The organism is Nitrobacter sp. TKz-YC02, assembly GCF_049852135.1.
Classification (GTDB): domain Bacteria; phylum Pseudomonadota; class Alphaproteobacteria; order Rhizobiales; family Xanthobacteraceae; genus Nitrobacter; species Nitrobacter vulgaris.
This window is the reverse complement of the sequence record NZ_CP180728.1, coordinates 61936-79547: the sequence shown is the minus strand read 5'-3', so window position 1 is coordinate 79547 and position 17612 is coordinate 61936. Positions and strand designations below refer to the sequence as shown.

The window sequence follows — 17612 nt, the reverse complement described above, 5'->3', positions numbered from 1 at the left end:
CTCTGCCGTTAACGCTTTGGAGATAGTTTCTTAAGCATCGCAAACTTATCAAGGGCCCCATGTTCACGTTGCTTCACCATCCATTCTGTCCGCAATCGCGCTTTATTCGCCTGATTCTCGGCGAACACGGACTCGATGTCCGGCCGGTGGAAGAGCGGGTGTGGGAGCGGCGTGAAGCTTTCCTGACACTCAATCCGGCCGGCACCACGCCAGTGCTGATCGCCGAAGGCATCCCCGCGGTTCCCGGCGCCGGTATCATTGCGGACTATCTCGATGAGACCTATGGCGAGCGTATCGGCGAGCGTCGGCTGTTGCCGACCTCGATGCCCGAGCGCATCGAGGTGCGCCGTCTGATGGCCTGGTTCAACGAGAAATTCTTCGAGGAGGTTTCCGGTCCGCTGGTGACCGAACGCATCTACAAGCGCTTCATGGGAGAGGAGATCGGCGGCGGTCCGCCGGAGACCGACGTGATGCGTGCTGCCCGGACGAATGTGCGCTATCATCTGGCCTATATCGGCTGGCTGGCGCGAACGCGGAATTATCTGGCTGGCGATCGGTTGACCTATGCCGATCTCGCCGCAGCGGCTCATCTATCGGCGATCGATTATCTCGGCGACGTGCCGTGGGTCGAGGACGAGGCGGCGAAGGCGTGGTATGCGCGGATCAAGTCGCGGCCGTCGTTCCGTCCATTGCTGAGCGAGTGGCTGGCGGGCGTCCCGGCGTCGCGCACCTACGTGGACCTGGACTTCTAAAAAAGACCTGGATTTTCCGGCGGCCGCTTTGGCCGGCGGGCTTGCCGCGTGGGAGTCATTCGCGCCGTTTCTCGTAAGCCTTCAGATGCGTGTAGACCGTGCGCAGCTTCGGCACCGGCAGCTTCGCGGCCTCGGCGCGGGTGATGAGATCGCCGATGATATGATCGGCCTCGACCCGCGCGCCGGCCTCGATGTCGCGGAACATGGAGGCGGTCAGCGGCGAGTTCTCCGTCGTCAGGATTCCGGTGGTGCGGGTCATGATCGCCTCGCGTGGCGGGTGACCGGCGGCCTTCGCGATGCCGGCGATTTCGTCGCGGGTGCTGAGGATGAAATCCCGGCCGCCGGGCGCGGCGACGATCTGTCCGATGGACGCGCGCATCAGGCAGGTGGCGCCGGCCAGCGTCGCCAGAAACACCCATTTCTCCCACATGTCCTGCACGATGTCGTCGGATGCCTGCGATCCGCAATCGCCGCTGGCGAAGACCGCAGCGATGGCCCTGACGCGATCGCTCGTGCCGCCGTCGCGCTCGCCGAAGCCGAGCGACTGCATCGGCGCGAGCTGGACGACTTCACGCATCTTGTTGAGCGTGACCGCGAGCGAACACAGGCCGCCGAGCACGCGCTCGCGGCCGAATTTCGCATCGAGCGTTTCCATGTGCCGCATCCCGTTGAGCAACGGGATGATCGCCGTCCGCGGCCCGACCGCAGGCGCGAATGAAATGATCGCGTCATCGAGATCGAAGGCCTTGCAGCTCAGCAGGATGACGTCGAACGTCTCGCTCAAGCCGCTGGCCAGCACCGTCGGCGGATTGGTCAGCGTCGCGTCGCCGTGCGGACTCCTGATGACGAGACCGGCGCTCGCCAGCTCAGCGGCCCGTTTGGGGCGCACCAGGAAGGTGACGTCCTGACCGGCCTGGAGCAGTCTGCCGCCGAAATAGCCGCCGGTCGCGCCGGCTCCTACAACGAGAATGCGCATCGATCTGTTCTGTTTTGCCTTTTAAGTTTCTTCGACGCAGGTTCGCGCGGCGCAAGGCTCGTTCCTGTTTCGTCAGATCAGCCGCTCGATCGTCTGTTTTGCGCCAGACCATGGAGCGAATGTCAAATCCGCTCCACCAGCTTGACGATGTGATCGCGGATGTCGTCTGGCCAGCCGGCGATCAGGGCCGCTAGCCGCCGCCGGTCGTTGGCGAACAGCGCACGTGCGGCTTCCTCGAAGTTTGCAAGATCGCCCGCCATCGCAGACATGAAGTGATAGGCGGCGTCGCGTGCCGCGCGGCCGCGATCCCTGTCGCTATTTGCGCGGCGCGCCTCGTCGACCAGCTTGCGCAAGGCGACCGACGTCCCGCCGGGTTGCGCGCTCAGCCACTCCCAGTGCCGCGGCAGCAGCGTCACCTCGCGCGCGACCACGCCGAGTTTCGGCCGGCCGCGGCCGCGCGGTTCGTCCGGTTTGGAGGCCCCGCTGGCTTCGGTTGTTTCCACCGGCAAGGTCTGCCGCAGGCGAGCCGCGATCTCATCGTCGGACCCACGCAAATCGAGGTCGATCGGGCGCCCGGTTTCGTCGCTGTAGATTGCGATCGGAGCGGTCGTGCGCGCGCCCGCGTGTTTGACCGCGAGCGCGACATCGGTGAGCGGGCCAGATGCGATCCGCCGCTGGCCCTCGAAAGCGGTAAAACAGGAGGTCTGGTCATGCATCATCGGAGGTGTCCAGCTGTGGGTTGGCTGGCATTTATTACCCGGATATAATTAATCCGTCAATATTACCCGGATAAATATTGCGAGCCGTATCGTTCGGCTCCAAACGGTGCGCCGGACTCAATATCCCGCAGCATGCGACCCGCGGGTACGCGGGTCCGGCGCACCGAACAACCCGTCCGGGGTGATGGCGATGGAGTTGGCCGAAGTCTGTCCCAGCGGTACGACGACGGTGTGGCCTCGCGCCTGCAATCCCGCGATGATGCCATCGGGGAATCCCTGTTCGGCGCGGACCTCGTCCGGCAGCCACTGATGATGCAGCCGAGGCGCGTGGACTGCGGCTGCAATGTTCATATCGTAGTCGAGCACGTTGACAATCACCTGAAGGACCGTGGAGACGATGCGGCTGCCGCCGGGCGATCCCGTCACCAGCACCGGTTTTCCGTCCTTCAGAACGATCGTCGGAGTCATCGAAGACAGTGGTCGCTTGCCGGGGCCGGGTAGGTTGGCCTCGAATCCGACCAGCCCGAAGGCGTTTGCCGCGCCCGGCGCGGCGGTAAAATCGTCAAGCTCATTGTTGAGCAGGATGCCGGTGCCCTCCGCCACCAGCCCGACGCCGTAGCTGAAGTTCAGCGTATAGGTGTTGCTGACCACATTGCCGAAGGAGTCGGCCACGGAAAAATGCGTGGTGTTGTCTCCCTCGCGCTGCGGCCGCATGGGCACGGCGGCCGCAGGCGTCGCGTGCATCATGTCGATCGACGCGCGCTGCTTCGCGGCGTAGCCTTTCGCAAGCAGGGTTTTAACCGGGGTGTTGACAAAAGCGGGATCGCCGAGATAGCGGGCGCGGTCCGCATAAGCGCGCTTCATCGCCTCGACCAGCACATGCAGCGAATCCAACGATCCCTGATGCAGATCGCGCATCGGAAAGCCTTCGAGGATGTTCAGCGATTCAAGCAGCACGGTGCCGCCCGACGAGGATAGCGGCATCGAAACGACGTCGTAGCCCCGATACCTGCCACGAACCGGCTCTCGGATCAGCGGCCGATAGGACTTGAGGTCTTCAAGCGTCATGATCCCGCCGGCGGCGTCGATCGCGTTCACTAGGTTCGAGGCCACCGAACCTTCATAGAAACCCTTCGGCCCGTGCTCGGCGATTGCGTTCAGGGTGGCGGCCAGATCGGTTTGGACCAGCCGGTCGCCCTCGCGCAGCGGAGTGCCGTCGGGGTGCGCGAAAATCTTTATCGAGGACGGCCAGCGCGCGAGACGGTCATGCGATTCCGACAGTGTATCGGCGTTGTCGTCGGCGATTTCGAGTCCGTTGCGTGCCAGCGTGATCGCAGGCTTGAGAAGACGGGCGAGGGTGAACTTGCCCGAGCCGTATTTGTCGAGCGCCAGCACCAGCCCCGCGACGGTGCCGGGCACACCGATGCCGAGCGCGGAATCGCGCGACTTCGCCGGGTCGGGCGCGCCGTCTGCGCCGAGGAAGATGTCGCGTCTGATCGCATCGGGTGCGGTCTCGCGATAATCGATGGCGATGTCGCGTCTGGAATCGGCGAGGTGTATCAGCATGAACCCGCCGCCGCCGATGTTTCCGGCGCGCGGGTAGGTGACCGCCAGGGCGAAGCCGGTCGCGACCGCTGCATCGACCGCATTGCCGCCCTGCGCAAGCACCTGTGCCCCGATCTTGGCCGCGAGCCGCTCCTGCGCCACCACCATGCCGTGTTTGGCAGCAACCGGACGGGCCGCATCGGAGGTCGCGGCAGGAGCCGTGCCGCGTGCATCCTGCGCGACGGCGGGCGACGAGAGCTGCGCTAATGCTACGATCACGCAGGCGATCACGGAAAATAGGTACCGACGCGGCTCGCGGTGGATCATCCATTCGGTTCCGGATCTGGAGGGGTCGCTCTGTTGATGGGAGCAATGCTATAGGAACTCAGGCGCAAGGTCAGACGCCCACATGATTCGACACAACATATCGGGCATGACGGTGACGACAGCCTTGCCGGCGGATAGGGCGAATTTCGGAGAGCGTTATGCCTCTCGTGGCGCCATTGCCAGCTGGATCATGTTCGACTGGGCGGCGCAGCCCTATTTCACGCTGATCACGACCTTCGTATTCGCACCTTACTTCGCGACTTTCGTGGCGGCGACACCGGCAGAAGGGCAAGCGCTTTGGGGATTTGCGACTGGCGCGGCCGGCATCGTGATTGCGCTCGCCTCGCCGGTGCTGGGCGCCATTGCCGACGCCAGCGGCCGGCGCAAGCCGTGGATCGCGGCCTTCGGCGCGCTATTGGTGCTCGGCTCCAGCCTGATGTGGATCGGCAAGCCCGGTGACTCAAGCCTGATCCTGCCGCTGTTGATCGCCTACGGCATCGCCACCATCGGCGTCGAATTCGCCACCGTGTTCAACAATGCGATGATGCCGTCGCTGGTGCCGCCGCACAAGATCGGCCGTCTGTCGGGGACCGGATGGGCCACCGGCTATATCGGCGGCATCCTCAGCCTGATCCTGGTGCTGGGTTTCCTCGCCGCTAATCCCGCCACCGGCAAAACGCTGTTCGGCATGACGCCGTTGTTCGGTCTCGATCCCGCAACCCACCAGGGCGATCGCATCACGGGCCCGCTGACGGGCGTCTGGTTCGTCGTCTTCGTCCTGCCGATGTTTTTGCTCACGCTGGATTTCCCCGCCAAGCGTCCGGTGCGAGCGGCGCTGCGCGAAGGGTTGATCGAGTTGCGCGGCACGCTCCGCGAATTGCCGAAACGACGGTCGCTGGCGACCTTCCTGCTCGCCAACATGATCTACACCGACGGGCTGGTGTCGCTGTTCGCGTTCGGCGGCATTTATGCCGCCGGTACCTTCGGCTGGCACACCATCCAGATCGGAACCTTTGGCATTCTGCTCGCGATTGCCGGCGCACTCGGCGCGTGGATCGGCGGCAAGCTCGACGACCGGGTGGGTCCGAAATTCGTCATCGCCGCGAGCATGACTGTTTTATTGTTGGCGATCGTGGCGATCCTGATGGTCGACAAGGATTCGATCCTGTTCGTGAAGGTCGCGCCGCCCGTGCCCGGCGGCGGGTTGTTCGCAGCACCCGCGGAAAAAGCCTATCTCATCCTCGGCTGCCTGATCGGCGGCGCCGGCGGTCCGTTGCAGGCGGCCTCGCGCACGTTGCTGATCCGGCTGGCGCCGAAGGATCGCATTGCGCAGTTTTTCGGATTGTTCGCGCTGACCGGAAAGGTGACGTCGTTCGTTGGCCCGCTGCTGGTCGGCTTCATCACCGCGATCACCGCAAGCCAGAAGGCGGGCATGGCGGTGCTGGTGTTGTTCTTCGTCGCTGGGCTTGCACTGCTGTCGCGCGTGCGGGAGTAGCCGTGCCTTCGCGTTCAATCCGCCGCGTTGATCGTCCCTGACGGCGGCGACTTCTCGCCAAGCAGGACGCCGTTCACGACCAGGCCGTATTTCGATGTCGGCTCGTCGTGGAATCGCTTGCGGGTTTCCGCGACCGAATCGACGAACCGCGGATCCTGCGGTCGCTCCTGACTGTCCATGTAGGTTGCGATGTCCCACGCCTCCTGATCGCTCAGCGAGCCGCCGAGACCGAGCGGCATGTTGGCCTTGATGAATCCGGCGGCAATGTTGATCGAGGCCATGCCCGCGCCCCAGTTGAACGAGCGCGGTCCCCATAGCGGCGGAAACACGGTTTGTCCGCCGGCCGATTTTTGTCCTGCGCCATCGGCGCCATGGCAAGACGAGCAATTCTGTGCGTAGGCTTTCGCGCCGCGATCATAGTCCGCCGGCTGATCTGGCGCTTTCAGCTCGGGATAGCCCTGGCCCTTGACGGCAACGCCGGTCGGACCGCCCTTCGCCAGGAAGTACGCGTAGGTCTCGAGCGCCACCAGCACCTTGTCGTTGAACGGGGGCGCCTTGCCGTTCATGCTGAAGCGGAAGCAACCTTGCAGCCGCTCTTGAAAGGTATTCACGTGGCCGTTCTTCGCGCGATAGGCCGGATAAAGAAGATAGGCGGCGCCCAACGGCATGGCGTTCGGTTGACGGCCGCGATCGAGGTGACAGTTTGAGCACTGCAGATCGTTGCCGAAGAAGCCCTTCGCATTGTTCTGAGTATCGTGAACAATCGCTTCGCCGAGCCGGATCATGTCGCCGAATGGCCCGTCCGGAATGTCACTCTCCGCGGGTGGCGTGTAGGAAGGATGCACGGCTTCCGTTTTTTGTGCCAGAGGCTGCTCCGGCGTTGCGCCTGTCAGCGGGGCCGCAGCGCTGGAGGATGGCATGTATCCGATGAACCCGATGGCTGCGAGGACGAGAACAACTGCTGCCGGGATCGAGGGTGCAACAGGATTGCCTCTCATGGCTTGGTCTCCGAGCCGTGAATTGGTGCTGCCACAGGCAAGCTCTCGTAATAGGCGGCCACGCTTTTGATCTGATCGTCGGTCAGCTGGTTTGCGACATTGGCCATCACCCCCATGGGATCGACCTTGCGATCACCGGCTTTCCACGACCGAAGTGTTTTCTCGATATAAAGCGCTGATTGTCCCGCGAGGCGGGGAAAGTTCGCTCCCGCGTCAAGGCCGGCTGCACCGTGGCACTGTCCGCAACCGGGCAAGTCTTTCGAGGGATCGCCGGTCGCGGCAATCTTCGCTCCGGCCGCGATCACGGCTTGATCAGCGGGAGCGGTTTCGGGCTTCGGTGTCGTCATGCCCGCATAGTAGTTGGCCAGCGCCTTTCTTTCGTCGTTGGACAGATCCGATGCGATCATCAGCATGACACGGTTCTTGCGCGCGCCGTTATTGAAACCATCGAGCTGACGTTCAAGGTATTCCGCATTGAGACCAGCAAGGCGTGGAATGCCCCTTGCTGGCTGTCCCTCTCCATTCCGGCCGTGACACGGTGTGCAGGTTGTCGCTCTGCCTGGCGGCTTGGTGATACCCTCACCGTTGCCCGCGAGCACGGGTAGCGACGACACGCCCAGCAGCAGAAGCGCTCCGCCTATCACAGGTCTCATCCGTTCTGCCCGCATCCATCTCAACGTGTAGTATCTCGCTTTTAATGACGGAAATGCCTGATGCCGGTGAACACCATGGCGATGCCGTGCTCGTCGGCGGCCTTGATCACCTCTTCGTCGCGCATGGAACCGCCGGGTTGAATGACCGCGGTGGCGCCGGCCTCGACGCAGGCGAGCATTCCGTCGGCGAATGGGAAGAACGCATCCGACGCCACGACCGAGCCTTTGGTTAGCGGCCCGGTGAGGTTCAGCTCGCGCGCCGCATCTTCCGCCTTGCGTGCTGCGATGCGCGCGGAATCGACGCGACTCATCTGTCCCGCGCCAATGCCAACGGTGGCCAGATCCCTGGCATAGACGATGGTGTTTGACTTGACGTGCTTCGCGACGCGGAAGGCAAAGCGCAGGTCGCGCATTTCAGAATCGGTCGGCGCGCGCTTGGTTGCGACCTTGAGCGACATGTCGTCGACAACAGCGTTGTCGCGACCCTGCACTAAAAGTCCGCCAGCGACGGTCTTCGCGGTCAGGCCGCGCGCGCGCGGATCGGGCACGCCACCGGCCAGCAGCAGCCGCAGGTTTTTGCGCTTACCAATGATCGCAATCGCTTCCTCGGTCGCATCGGGCGCGATGATGACTTCAGTGAAGATGCCGGCTACCGCATTGGCGGCGTCGGCGTCGATCGTGCGATTGAACGCGATAATGCCGCCAAAGGCCGAAGTCTGGTCGCAGGCGAGCGCTTTGCGATAGGCTTCGGTGAGGCTTGAACCTTCAGCGACGCCGCAGGGGTTCGCATGCTTAATGATGACGCAGGCCGCGGTGCGCGCCGCGTCAAATTCGGCGACGCATTCATAGGCCGCGTCGGTGTCGTTGATGTTGTTGTAGGATAATTCCTTGCCCTGCAATTGCCGCGCGGTGGAGACGCCGGCGCGCCGCTCCGGCGTGCGGTAGAATGCGGCGGTCTGGTGCGGGTTCTCTCCGTAACGCAAAGTCTGCGCGAGACGTCCGCCGACGGCGCGATAGTCGGGGGCATCGGTCTCAAGCTGCAGCGCGAACCAGTTGGAGATCGCGGCATCATAGGCGGCGGTCCGGGCGTAAGCTTTTGCGGCGAGGCGCTTGCGCAAGCTCAACGTGGTCGCGCCCGCGTTGCCGTTGAGCTCGTCGAGCACCGCCTGATAATCTTGCGGTTCGACCACGACCGCGACGTCATCATGGTTTTTCGCGGCGGCGCGGATCATCGCGGGGCCGCCGATGTCGATATTCTCGACGCAGTCCTCGTAAGCAGCGCCTTTGTCGACCGTCGACTCGAACGGATAGAGATTGACGACCAGCAGGTCGATCGGGGCAATGCCGTGGTCCTTCATGGCTTTCGCATGATCGGCATGGTCGCGGATGGCGAGCAGGCCGCCGTGTACCTTTGGATGCAGCGTCTTGACCCTGCCGTCCATCATTTCCGGAAAGCCCGTCAGGTCGGAGACATCGCTGACCCTCAATCCTGCTGCTGCGATCGCCTTGGCGGTGCCGCCGGTCGACACCAGATCAATGCCAAGGCTGGCAAGCGCGCGGGCGAACTCGGTCAAGCCGGTCTTGTCGGAAACGGAAAGCAATGCGCGGGTCACGCGGCGCGGTCGGTCGGTCATGATTGTCGATCCTGGAAGGTCATAGCGTTTTCGAGCGAGGAGGGTATCGGTTCGCGTCAAGAAAACGCGTCAAAACGGAAGCCCGGTGCCGACTTTGATTCCATCAAAGCCGACAGCTTTAACGCAGCCGGTTAGCATGAATTTACCGGTGATGAAACCGGCCTGCTCTGGCGAGGCCGCCGGCACATTTCGTCTACAGCGGCAATTCCGGTTCGCGCCGCGCATTGCGCCGGGCGTTGGTGACCGCGGCCGACGTCGTCGAACGCACGAAACCCCAACGCACTCGGGGGACTTCCCGGGCATTCTGGTGAATCACGATCTGCGCGGACCGTCGAGGACCGTCGTTGCCGGCGAGAAAAACGCTGTCTTCGAGCTCGACCCGGTCGTCGGCCGCTTCGAACGTCCAGACCTCGCGGTTTGGCAAAACCAGCATCACGGCATGCGCATCATCGAGGCGGCTGGCCTTGACGGACGGATGGAGGTGAAAACGCAATGCGTAACGAATCTGGCCGCCTTTGATGCGGCCGCCGGGAGCAGGCGCCAGCATGTCCTCACCCTCCAGCCGCGAGCCGTCCGGTGCCATCGTCAGCACACGGCGATGGATCAGACCAAACCGAGCGAGATAGCCGTCATGCGAAGCCGTCAGCCGCTCGCCGTCGTCGTTGGTTTCGCGAAAAGTTTCGACGTGGGCCGGACCGCTGACAATCGGCGCCCCCTGGAGCAGCCGCTTCATCGCCGATTGTTCGACGAACTGGCACGAGGACGTTTGATGGCAGACCAGCGTGGAATGCGCTGCTGTCGAGCGCGCAAAGACACGCCACGTCTCGCGGCCGGTCGAGGACATTCCGCAATTCGTGACGACCCGGTTCAGTCCGGAGGACAGCTCGAACGACAGGCAGCCGGCATGCGCTTCCTCGCTGAGGTTCGGTGGTGGCGGCGGCCCGGCATCGACGATCAGGATTGTCGCGCCGGCGTCGATCCGCTGGAAGCCCGTGTGCGGCATGCTGGCCATCGGTATGCCGCGGGTGTCGTCATAGGCCAGGAGCGTCGCCAAAAGGTCGGACGGTGTGCTGCTCATGCCGTTGAACAGCGCAAAGCCGCCGTCGCCGTGACGGAAGAAGCGTAGCATCGGCATCACGCGGTCGATGGCGTTCAGCAGCGCCGGCGGCGGTGCGATGTTGCGTGCGGCAAAGGTTTGCCGGAGCGGCAGCAGGTCGATCAGCAGTTCGATTAAAGCTCCCGGATTGCGCGAGACATGTCCACCGTCGGGCAGGATTTGCCGCCGCAATTCCTCGGAGAGCTTACGGGTCGCGTTGCGGATGGTGCGGGCTTGGTTGGCAAGACACAGCGAGGCGTAGCACAGCGCGATCAGAACCTGCAGCCGTGACACGCCGTCAGGCGCGTCGTGCAGGCCGAAACGTAACAGACGGATGTCGCGGGCAAGCGCGCGCAGATAGCGGCGGTAGAATTTTCCATCCGCATCGCCGAGCACAAGCGGGGCCTGCGACAGCAGCGAGATCACGCGCCTCGACATGACGTCGGCGCGCCGACCTACAGGCCGCCTGCGCGCGGGATTCGAGATCCAGTCTTCCATCAGCGATCGCGCATTGGCGCGCGTAATCGCCGTATCGGCGGCGCGGAGATGCCGCAGCCAGCCGAAGCCGAGCAGGGCGGCTTCCCAATCCTCGGACGGCGGTTCGAGGTCGAAAACGGAGCGGGAGTGACAGGTGACGATCTTGCCCGCGAATACGAAGCGGCCCGCATAAATTTCGGCGGCGCGGGTGGCGTCGGCCGTACGAAGGTCGTGTGGTGCGATGGTCAGGCGGTCGGCGCGGCCGGGCCATAGCCGCGAAAGCGCCGCAGGCCCGTCGCTGGCGCGCGCAATCGTCCGACGAGCGAAACGGCGGACGATCAGAATTGAAATGCGTCTGCGATGAGCGACCGACACGCGCGCCTTCGGTGTGAGGATTCCCGCGAATCCTTTTGCAGTGATGAGGACTGAGTCCTTTTAATCCGGAAAGGCCGGCAACGCACCATCTTGAAATGCCGCGAATCTCTCGCCCTCGCTTTGCGAATCAGGACTTGGTCAATCGTGCCGCATAGAAGCCGTCTAGTCCGCCCAGCGTGGGATCATCGTGTGGCAGATGGCAGGGCAGAGTGCGCAGATCCCCCGCGGGCGTCACGATATCAGACAGTCCGGCCACTTCGGCGTCGCTGACCGGCACGCGCCGGATGCCTGGTTCGGATGCAAGCAGCGTGGCAACGACCTGTTCGCCCTCCTCGGGTTCCAGCGAGCAGGTGCAATAGACCAGTGTTCCGCCGGGCTTGAGCAGCGTGATCGCCTTTTTCAGCAGCTTTTGTTGCAGGGTGGTCAGCGCCGCGATATCCGATTCCTGCTTGAGCCAGGCCACGTCCGGATGACGGCGGATGGTGCCGGTTGCGGAGCAGGGCGCATCGACGAGCACGCCGTCGAAGCCGTCGCCGGCGACATCATCGTGCCAGTCGATGGCATCGGCGACGAGCGACCGCGCGTTCAGCGATAGACGGCCAAGATTCTCGCGTAGCCGCGCTACCCGATTTGGTGATCGGTCGATCGCGGTTACGTCTGCACCGGCCTGCGCGAGTTGGGCTGTCTTGCCGCCCGGCGCCGCGCAGAGGTCGATGACCCGCCGTCCGGCGACATCGCCGAACAGTCGCGCGGGCAGCGCGGCGGCGGCGTCCTGTACCCACCACTGCCCCTCGGAGAATCCCGGCAGCATCGTCACCGGACCTTGCAGCGAGGTGCGAACGGTTCCGGTCGGCAAGGCCTCGCCGTGCAGTCGTGTCGCCCAGTGTGCCGCGTCGGCTTTGATGGTGAGATCGAGGGCGGGCTCGTGGTTGATCGCGTCGGCAATCGCTTTTGCGGTGCTTTCGCCGTAGTGTCCGCACCAACGTGCCAATAGCCATGGCGGGATATCAAGCGACTCGGAACGGACCTCATCGATCAGGGACTGGCCTTCGCGCGCGCAGCGGCGGAGCACCGCGTTGACAAGTCCGGCATATTTCGCCGCGCGGCGGTCGGATTGCACCAGCCGTACTGACAGATCGACAGCGGCATGATCCGGCACGTCCATCCAGAGAATCTGCGCCGCGCCGATCAAAAGCGCGCTTTGCGCCCGCGGCGCATCGGTCGGAATGCCGCGATCGAGCAACCGCGACAGTAAATGGCCGAGGGTTCCGAGTCGGCGCAGGATCGTCGCCACCAGACGCCGCATCAAGGCACGGTCGCGGTCGGCAAGCGATTTCAGCGCGGGATGCGCGGTGGGACCCTCGAGCTGTTCATCGAGGGTGCGACGCTTATGAAGGACGCCGTCGAGGATATCCGCTGCGATGCGCCGGGCCGCAAGGCCCGGAGCCTCGGTCGGCGGTGCGAATCTGGTGGACGGCATGAGGCAGGCACATCGCTTAAGGGGATCAGGGGTGACGGACGCATGCTGTGCGTCCGTCGCGGCGGATCCAGATTTATGACATGCGAATAAGCCAAATATAAGAATCGCCACCATCTTCACGCATTTGCATGATCTGTGGAAACCGATTTCATACGCTTCGTCTCGCTGACCGGAGAATATGCATGAGCGACGAGCCGTCCGCGTTGTTGCGGAGTGCAGAGATAGACCCGCGCAAGTCGCCGACGTCGGCGGCTCAGCGCGCGCTTGCCGAGGCCGAGGCTCGCCGCGCCGCGCCGACCGATACATCTGCATGGGCTAAAGAGGTTTTGGGGCCGAAAGGTCCCGAACCGACGCGGTTCGGCGATTGGGAACGCAACGGCATTGCATCGGATTTCTGAGCGGCGCGCTTTTTCCTCCAGCCACCGCTTGTGTAGGCTTGCCGGGTGACCCGACTCGCTCTATGCTAGGAATATGTACCCATATACCAGAATAAATGCATTGCCCGGGCCGCGCTGGCGCCACCGATTGTCGCCGGTTCTGCCCTGGATATTCATTGTGGGCGTGGTGGCCGGAACCATGCTCCCGATCCGGAGCTGGATTGGCTGGCCGCAGGTCGTTGACTCCCAAACTCCGACGGAGACGCGGGCGATCTGGGCTCGCGCCGCTGGTTCGGCGGGACGGCACCAGGTCGACGTGATCAGGACGATCGATGGCGATACCTTCGAGGCGCTGGTTCATTTGTGGCCCGGCCTCGATATGACGACGCGGGTGCGGCTACGCGGCATCGACACAGCGGAAATGAAGGCCTCATGTTCCGAGGAACTTCGGCTAGCGAAAGCCGCCAGCGCCCGGCTGCGGGATCTGCTCGACGAGGGCGGCGTCACGATCGCCAATATCGGCCCCGACAAATATAATGGACGCGTGGTTGCCGATGCCGCGACGGCGCGAACCTCCGACATCGCAGCGGCGATGGTGGCGAGCGGTCTTGCCCGCGCCTATCATGGCGGTCATCGCGAAAGCTGGTGCAACAGCGTGAGCCGGTAATCACCGCAAAAAAGCCGCGTGAGCCGCGGCTTTTTTTGTCGGGACGATGCGCTGCCGCGTTTGTGATTGCCTCAGAAGTTTAAGAATCCAGGAATTCGCTCGCGGTGAACAGGGAGTCGAATTCAATATTTCTCCCTTTATAAACGGCCACGGCCCCCTCGCCTCTGTCGACGATCGATAACACCATCACGACTTCGGCGCCTGCAGCTTGGGCGGCCGACACAGCGATCATGGCTGACTCGCCGCTTGTCGTGACGTCTTCCAGGATGACAACCTTCTTGCCGGAGAGGCCGCCGTTGGGAACCCCTTCGATGAGCTTTTGGGTTCCGTGCTTTTTGACCTCTTTCCGAACGAAGAAGCCAGGAAGCGGTTCATTCTTGATGTGGCTGAGAAGGCTAACGGTCGAAATCAGCGGGACCGCTCCCATCTCCAATCCACCGATAAAATCTATGCCCTTGCCGAAAAGACGAGCGAGAATGAGTTCGGACAGCGCATGGGCTCCTTCGGGAAACAACATCGTCGGCTTCATATCGAAGTAAAACGTGCTGCTTTTCCCGGAAGACAATTTGATGTCGCCGCGACCGAACGACCGGGCCTTGATAATCTCAAAAGCCCTTTGGCGGACTTTGCTGTCTTCAGCCATGGCTTCGGGCTCAGTCGATGTGGCGAATTGACGGGCCATCGTGTCCTATCAGCGTATGGGAAAGAAGTCGGTCTATACGCTCAACCAGTCGCCGTGACAATGATTCCTCAGATAGTAGACCGATGTCGAGCATATTCGCGACTCGTCGCGATCTATTGTTGCGTTACCACCACGGGCGTGCCGACCGACACGCGCCGGTAGAGATCGTCAATGTCGGCATTATGCATGCGGATGCAGCCGTATGACACGAAGCGGCCGATCGTCCCCGGCCGGTTGGTGCCGTGAATGGCATATTGCCCGCCGCCGGAAAGCGTCATCGCCGCGACGCCCATCGGATTCGCCGGTGAACCGCCAGCGATCACGTCTGCGATTTTCGGATTGTCGCGTTTCACATCGTCCGGCGGCGCCCAGGCGGGGTCGCGATACTTGCCCTCGATGCGCGCGGTGCCTGTCCATTGCTTGCCGGCTTTGCCGACGCCAACGGGATATCGCAGTGCGCGATCCGAATCGATGATTAGATACAGCCGGCGCTCGTTGGTTTTCACGACGATGGTACCGGGCGCATAGTCGCCCCGATAGCCGACCATATCAGGCCGCGCTTCGGCTGATGGGATGCCGGAAAAGCCCATTGCGATCATGGCGGCAAACACCGCCGCAACCCGCCTCAACATTTTTCGCTCCAAAGCCGCTTCAAAAGGAGTCCGCTTCAAAAAAGTCCTGCTTCAAATCTGTTTGCATCAAATGAGCGGAGGGAGAAAGATGCTAACCCGCCCGCGCCAATGCTCCGTCGACCATCGCGATGGCATTCTGCGCGCCGTAGACCGCGACGAACGAGCCGAAGCGCGGTCCCTTCTCCTGACCCAGTAGCACCTGATAAAGCATGTTGAACCAGTCGAGCGAGACGCCGGGCCGTCCATCCTTGGCGAGCTTTTTGTGGTTGAGAAAAGGTTCGCGGCGGCCGATCTCGTAGACCGTGTTCTGGATGTCTTCTGCCGATGCGTTTGCGGGCAGTTGTGACAACGCATCGCGCAGGTCTTGCAAGGCGGCTCGTTCGCTCGCAGTCGGCTCGCGGAACGTTTTGGTCGGCGCCACGAAATCGCGGTAATAGTTGATGGCATAGCCGACCAGTGCGTCAAGCTTCGGATGGGTCGCCGGCGTGACGCCCGGCCGATAGCGGCCAATGAAACCCCACAGGGTTTCGGCATTCTCCGCGTTCGAGGACGAGACCAGCGTCAGCAGCAACTGGAATGTGACTGGCATGTCGGCCGCGGGCGGGTGGCCGGCATGAATGTGCCAGACCGGATTCGCGAGCTGCTGCCTCGCATCCTGACGCGGATAACCTTCGAGGAACTGCTGATAGTCGTCGACATTGCGCGGGATCACGTCGAAATGCAGCCGCTTCGCCGCCTTCGGTTCGCGGTACATGAACAGCGACAGCGATTCCGGCGAGGCATAGCGCAGCCACTCGTCGATGGTCAGGCCGTTGCCTTTCGACTTGGAAATCTTCTGGCCCTTGTCGTCGAGGAACAGTTCGTAATTGAAGCCTTCCGGCGCCGTGCCGCCGAGCGCGGAACAGATTTTGCCAGACAGTTTGACCGAATCGATCAGGTCCTTGCCGGCCATCTCATAATCGACGCCGAGCGCGGTCCAGCGCATCGCCCAGTCCGGCTTCCATTGCAATTTGCAGTGCCCGCCGGTGACGGGGACTGTGACCCGCTCTCCGGTTTCGGGGTCGTCGTAGGAAACCGTGCCAGCTGCCGCGTCGTGCGCGACAATCGGCACCTGCAGCACCACGCCGGTGCGCGGGCAGATCGGCAAAAACGGCGAATAACTCGCCGCGCGCTCCTCGCGCAAGGATGGCAGCATGATCGCCATCACCTTGTCGATCTTTTCAAGCACCTTCAGAAGTGTCGCATCGAAGCGGCCCGACGTGTAGTAGGCGGTCGAACTGGCGAACTCGTAGTCGAAACCGAAGGTGTCGAGGAAAGCGCGCAGCCGGGCGTTGTTGTGCTCGCCGAAGCTCGGATGAGTGCCGAAGGGATCGCGGACTTTCGTCAGCGGCTTGCCGAGGTCCAGCGCCAGCAGTTCCTTGTTGGGCACATTGTCCGGCACCTTGCGCAAGCCGTCCATGTCGTCGGAAAACGCCAGCAGCCGTGTCTTGATTTTGTCTTCGGTCAGCACGCGAAAGGCGTGACGCACCATCGTGGTGCGCGCGACCTCGCCGAAGGTGCCGATATGCGGCAGGCCGGAGGGGCCGTAGCCTGTCTCGAACAGCACCTCATCCTTCGGTGCCTTCTTCAGACGAGCGACGATCGCCTTGGCCTGTTCGAACGGCCACGCATTAGATTGATCGGCGAGTTCACGAAGATCGCTCGCTGATGGGACGTCAGACATTCTGCTCTCCATGGCGCGGCGTCTTCCGCTGCGCCACATTTTTTCAGGATCGTGCTCTAAAACGGACTGACGGAAAAATACCGCAGCCACAGATCGGTATACCGGCCTTTCTCCCAGATCCGGAATAGCGCCCAGTTCAGTGTCTGGCGCAGCACGTCATTGCCCTTTTTCACAGCAATGCCGATGCCCTCGCCGAAATAGCGGCTCTCGATAAAGGGGCCACCGCTGAATGCGCAGCAGCTTTCCGAATCGGTGCCGTTGATCCAGAACGCCAGTGAGATGGCGTCACCGAAAATAAAGTCGACTTCGTTCCGGCGCAGCGCCTGCCGCAGCGTCTCGTCGTTCGGATAGCCGTGGAGTTCGGCGTCGGTGAAGAAAACCTTGAGGTAGGCCTCGTGCGCGGACCCCCCGATGACGCCAACCTTCTTACCCTCGAGATACTCCGGGCGCACCTCGGACATGACGACGTCGCGCCGTGACACGAAGCGGGCAGGCGTTCGATAGTAAGGGTCGGTGAAATCCACACGCTTGCGTAATTCCGGAGTGACCGCGAGAGAGGCGATGATGGCATCGCCCCGGTTACTGGAAAGCGCGTCCACCAACGTCTCGAACCGCCGCATCTGTACCGTGCACGTGACCTTGATCTCCTCGCACAGGGTGCGCGCCAGATCGACATTGAAGCCGGCCGGGTTGCCGTCGGGACCGGTATAGTTGAAGGGCGGATAGTCGGTTTCCGTCAAAAAACGAATCACGGTGAGGCGGGACAGATCGGGCCGGTCCGGACGGTGGCGCGGATCCCAGAAGCCCGGCACGGCCTGCGGCGCGACGGTTGCGGTCTGCGCGCGCGCGCAGCCGGTCGCTGCTCCGGCAACCAGTATCCAGCCGGCGGTCAGCAAACAACCCAGCGTGGCCGCGCCGCGGCGGATCAATCTTTCGTTGTCGGAAACTGTAATCTGTGGTTGCATTGACGGGGGCTTTTCGAACGGAGGGTTTTATAGACCATC

16 protein-coding genes are annotated in these 17612 nt (G+C 62.9%); 4 read left to right on the top strand and 12 right to left on the bottom strand.

Annotated elements, in window-relative coordinates:
• Positions 1-59: 59 nt before the first annotated feature.
• Complete coding sequence (locus ACM561_RS00360; protein ID WP_425907201.1) at positions 60-752, top strand: glutathione S-transferase family protein; 693 nt, start codon at positions 60-62, stop codon at positions 750-752.
• Positions 753-807: 55 nt separating this feature from the next.
• On the opposite strand, the gene panE is transcribed toward ACM561_RS00360, so the two are convergent.
• The 3 genes from panE to ggt form a co-directional block, all read right to left on the bottom strand.
• Positions 808-1728, bottom strand: coding sequence for a 2-dehydropantoate 2-reductase (gene panE, locus ACM561_RS00355; protein ID WP_425907199.1), 921 nt, complete (start codon positions 1726-1728; stop codon positions 808-810).
• A 122-nt stretch (positions 1729-1850) separates the two neighbouring features.
• A complete protein-coding gene (locus tag ACM561_RS00350; protein ID WP_425907198.1) occupies positions 1851-2447 on the bottom strand; it encodes a DUF2239 family protein in 597 nt (198 codons plus the stop codon).
• Between the two features lie 117 nt (positions 2448-2564).
• Positions 2565-4319: a gamma-glutamyltransferase gene (ggt, locus tag ACM561_RS00345; RefSeq protein ID WP_425907196.1), complete on the bottom strand. Its 1755-nt coding sequence runs from the start codon at positions 4317-4319 to the stop codon at positions 2565-2567.
• Positions 4320-4425: 106 nt separating this feature from the next.
• Between ggt and ACM561_RS00340 the strand changes: the two genes are divergently transcribed.
• Positions 4426-5814: an MFS transporter gene (locus tag ACM561_RS00340; protein ID WP_425909847.1), complete on the top strand. Its 1389-nt coding sequence runs from the start codon at positions 4426-4428 to the stop codon at positions 5812-5814.
• A gap of 14 nt (positions 5815-5828) precedes the next feature.
• Here ACM561_RS00340 and ACM561_RS00335 read toward each other — a convergent pair whose 3' ends face one another.
• From ACM561_RS00335 to ACM561_RS00315, 5 genes are all read right to left on the bottom strand, one after another.
• Positions 5829-6812 carry a c-type cytochrome gene (locus tag ACM561_RS00335; RefSeq protein WP_425907194.1) on the bottom strand — a complete coding sequence of 328 codons (984 nt, stop codon included), beginning with the start codon at positions 6810-6812 and terminating at the stop codon, positions 5829-5831.
• Positions 6809-7465, bottom strand: a complete 657-nt coding sequence (locus ACM561_RS00330) for a c-type cytochrome (RefSeq protein ID WP_425907193.1) — start codon at positions 7463-7465, stop codon at positions 6809-6811. Before ACM561_RS00330 ends, ACM561_RS00335 begins: the two co-directional genes overlap by 4 nt.
• 41 nt (positions 7466-7506) lie before the next feature.
• Positions 7507-9099, bottom strand: coding sequence for a bifunctional phosphoribosylaminoimidazolecarboxamide formyltransferase/IMP cyclohydrolase (purH, locus tag ACM561_RS00325; protein ID WP_425907192.1), 1593 nt, complete (start codon positions 9097-9099; stop codon positions 7507-7509).
• Between the two features lie 193 nt (positions 9100-9292).
• Positions 9293-11047 (bottom strand): heparinase II/III family protein, encoded by a 1755-nt coding sequence (locus ACM561_RS00320; RefSeq protein WP_425907190.1) that lies wholly within the window; start codon positions 11045-11047, stop codon positions 9293-9295.
• A gap of 127 nt (positions 11048-11174) precedes the next feature.
• A complete protein-coding gene (locus tag ACM561_RS00315; protein ID WP_425907188.1) occupies positions 11175-12527 on the bottom strand; it encodes an RsmB/NOP family class I SAM-dependent RNA methyltransferase in 1353 nt (450 codons plus the stop codon).
• Between the two features lie 182 nt (positions 12528-12709).
• Between ACM561_RS00315 and ACM561_RS00310 the strand changes: the two genes are divergently transcribed.
• Together ACM561_RS00310 and ACM561_RS00305 are read left to right on the top strand one after the other, a co-directional pair.
• Positions 12710-12925 (top strand): DUF1674 domain-containing protein, encoded by a 216-nt coding sequence (locus ACM561_RS00310; protein WP_425907186.1) that lies wholly within the window; start codon positions 12710-12712, stop codon positions 12923-12925.
• A gap of 73 nt (positions 12926-12998) precedes the next feature.
• Positions 12999-13571, top strand: coding sequence for a thermonuclease family protein (locus ACM561_RS00305; RefSeq protein ID WP_425907184.1), 573 nt, complete (start codon positions 12999-13001; stop codon positions 13569-13571).
• Between the two features lie 79 nt (positions 13572-13650).
• On the opposite strand, the gene pyrE is transcribed toward ACM561_RS00305, so the two are convergent.
• From pyrE to ACM561_RS00285, 4 genes are all read right to left on the bottom strand, one after another.
• Positions 13651-14214: an orotate phosphoribosyltransferase gene (gene pyrE / locus ACM561_RS00300; protein WP_425909845.1), complete on the bottom strand. Its 564-nt coding sequence runs from the start codon at positions 14212-14214 to the stop codon at positions 13651-13653.
• Between the two features lie 152 nt (positions 14215-14366).
• A complete protein-coding gene (locus ACM561_RS00295; protein WP_425907182.1) occupies positions 14367-14885 on the bottom strand; it encodes a L,D-transpeptidase in 519 nt (172 codons plus the stop codon).
• A 91-nt stretch (positions 14886-14976) separates the two neighbouring features.
• Complete coding sequence (locus ACM561_RS00290; RefSeq protein ID WP_425907180.1) at positions 14977-16608, bottom strand: lysine--tRNA ligase; 1632 nt, start codon at positions 16606-16608, stop codon at positions 14977-14979.
• 56 nt (positions 16609-16664) lie between these two features.
• Positions 16665-17573, bottom strand: coding sequence for a transporter substrate-binding domain-containing protein (locus ACM561_RS00285; RefSeq protein WP_425907178.1), 909 nt, complete (start codon positions 17571-17573; stop codon positions 16665-16667).
• Positions 17574-17612 lie beyond the last annotated feature (39 nt).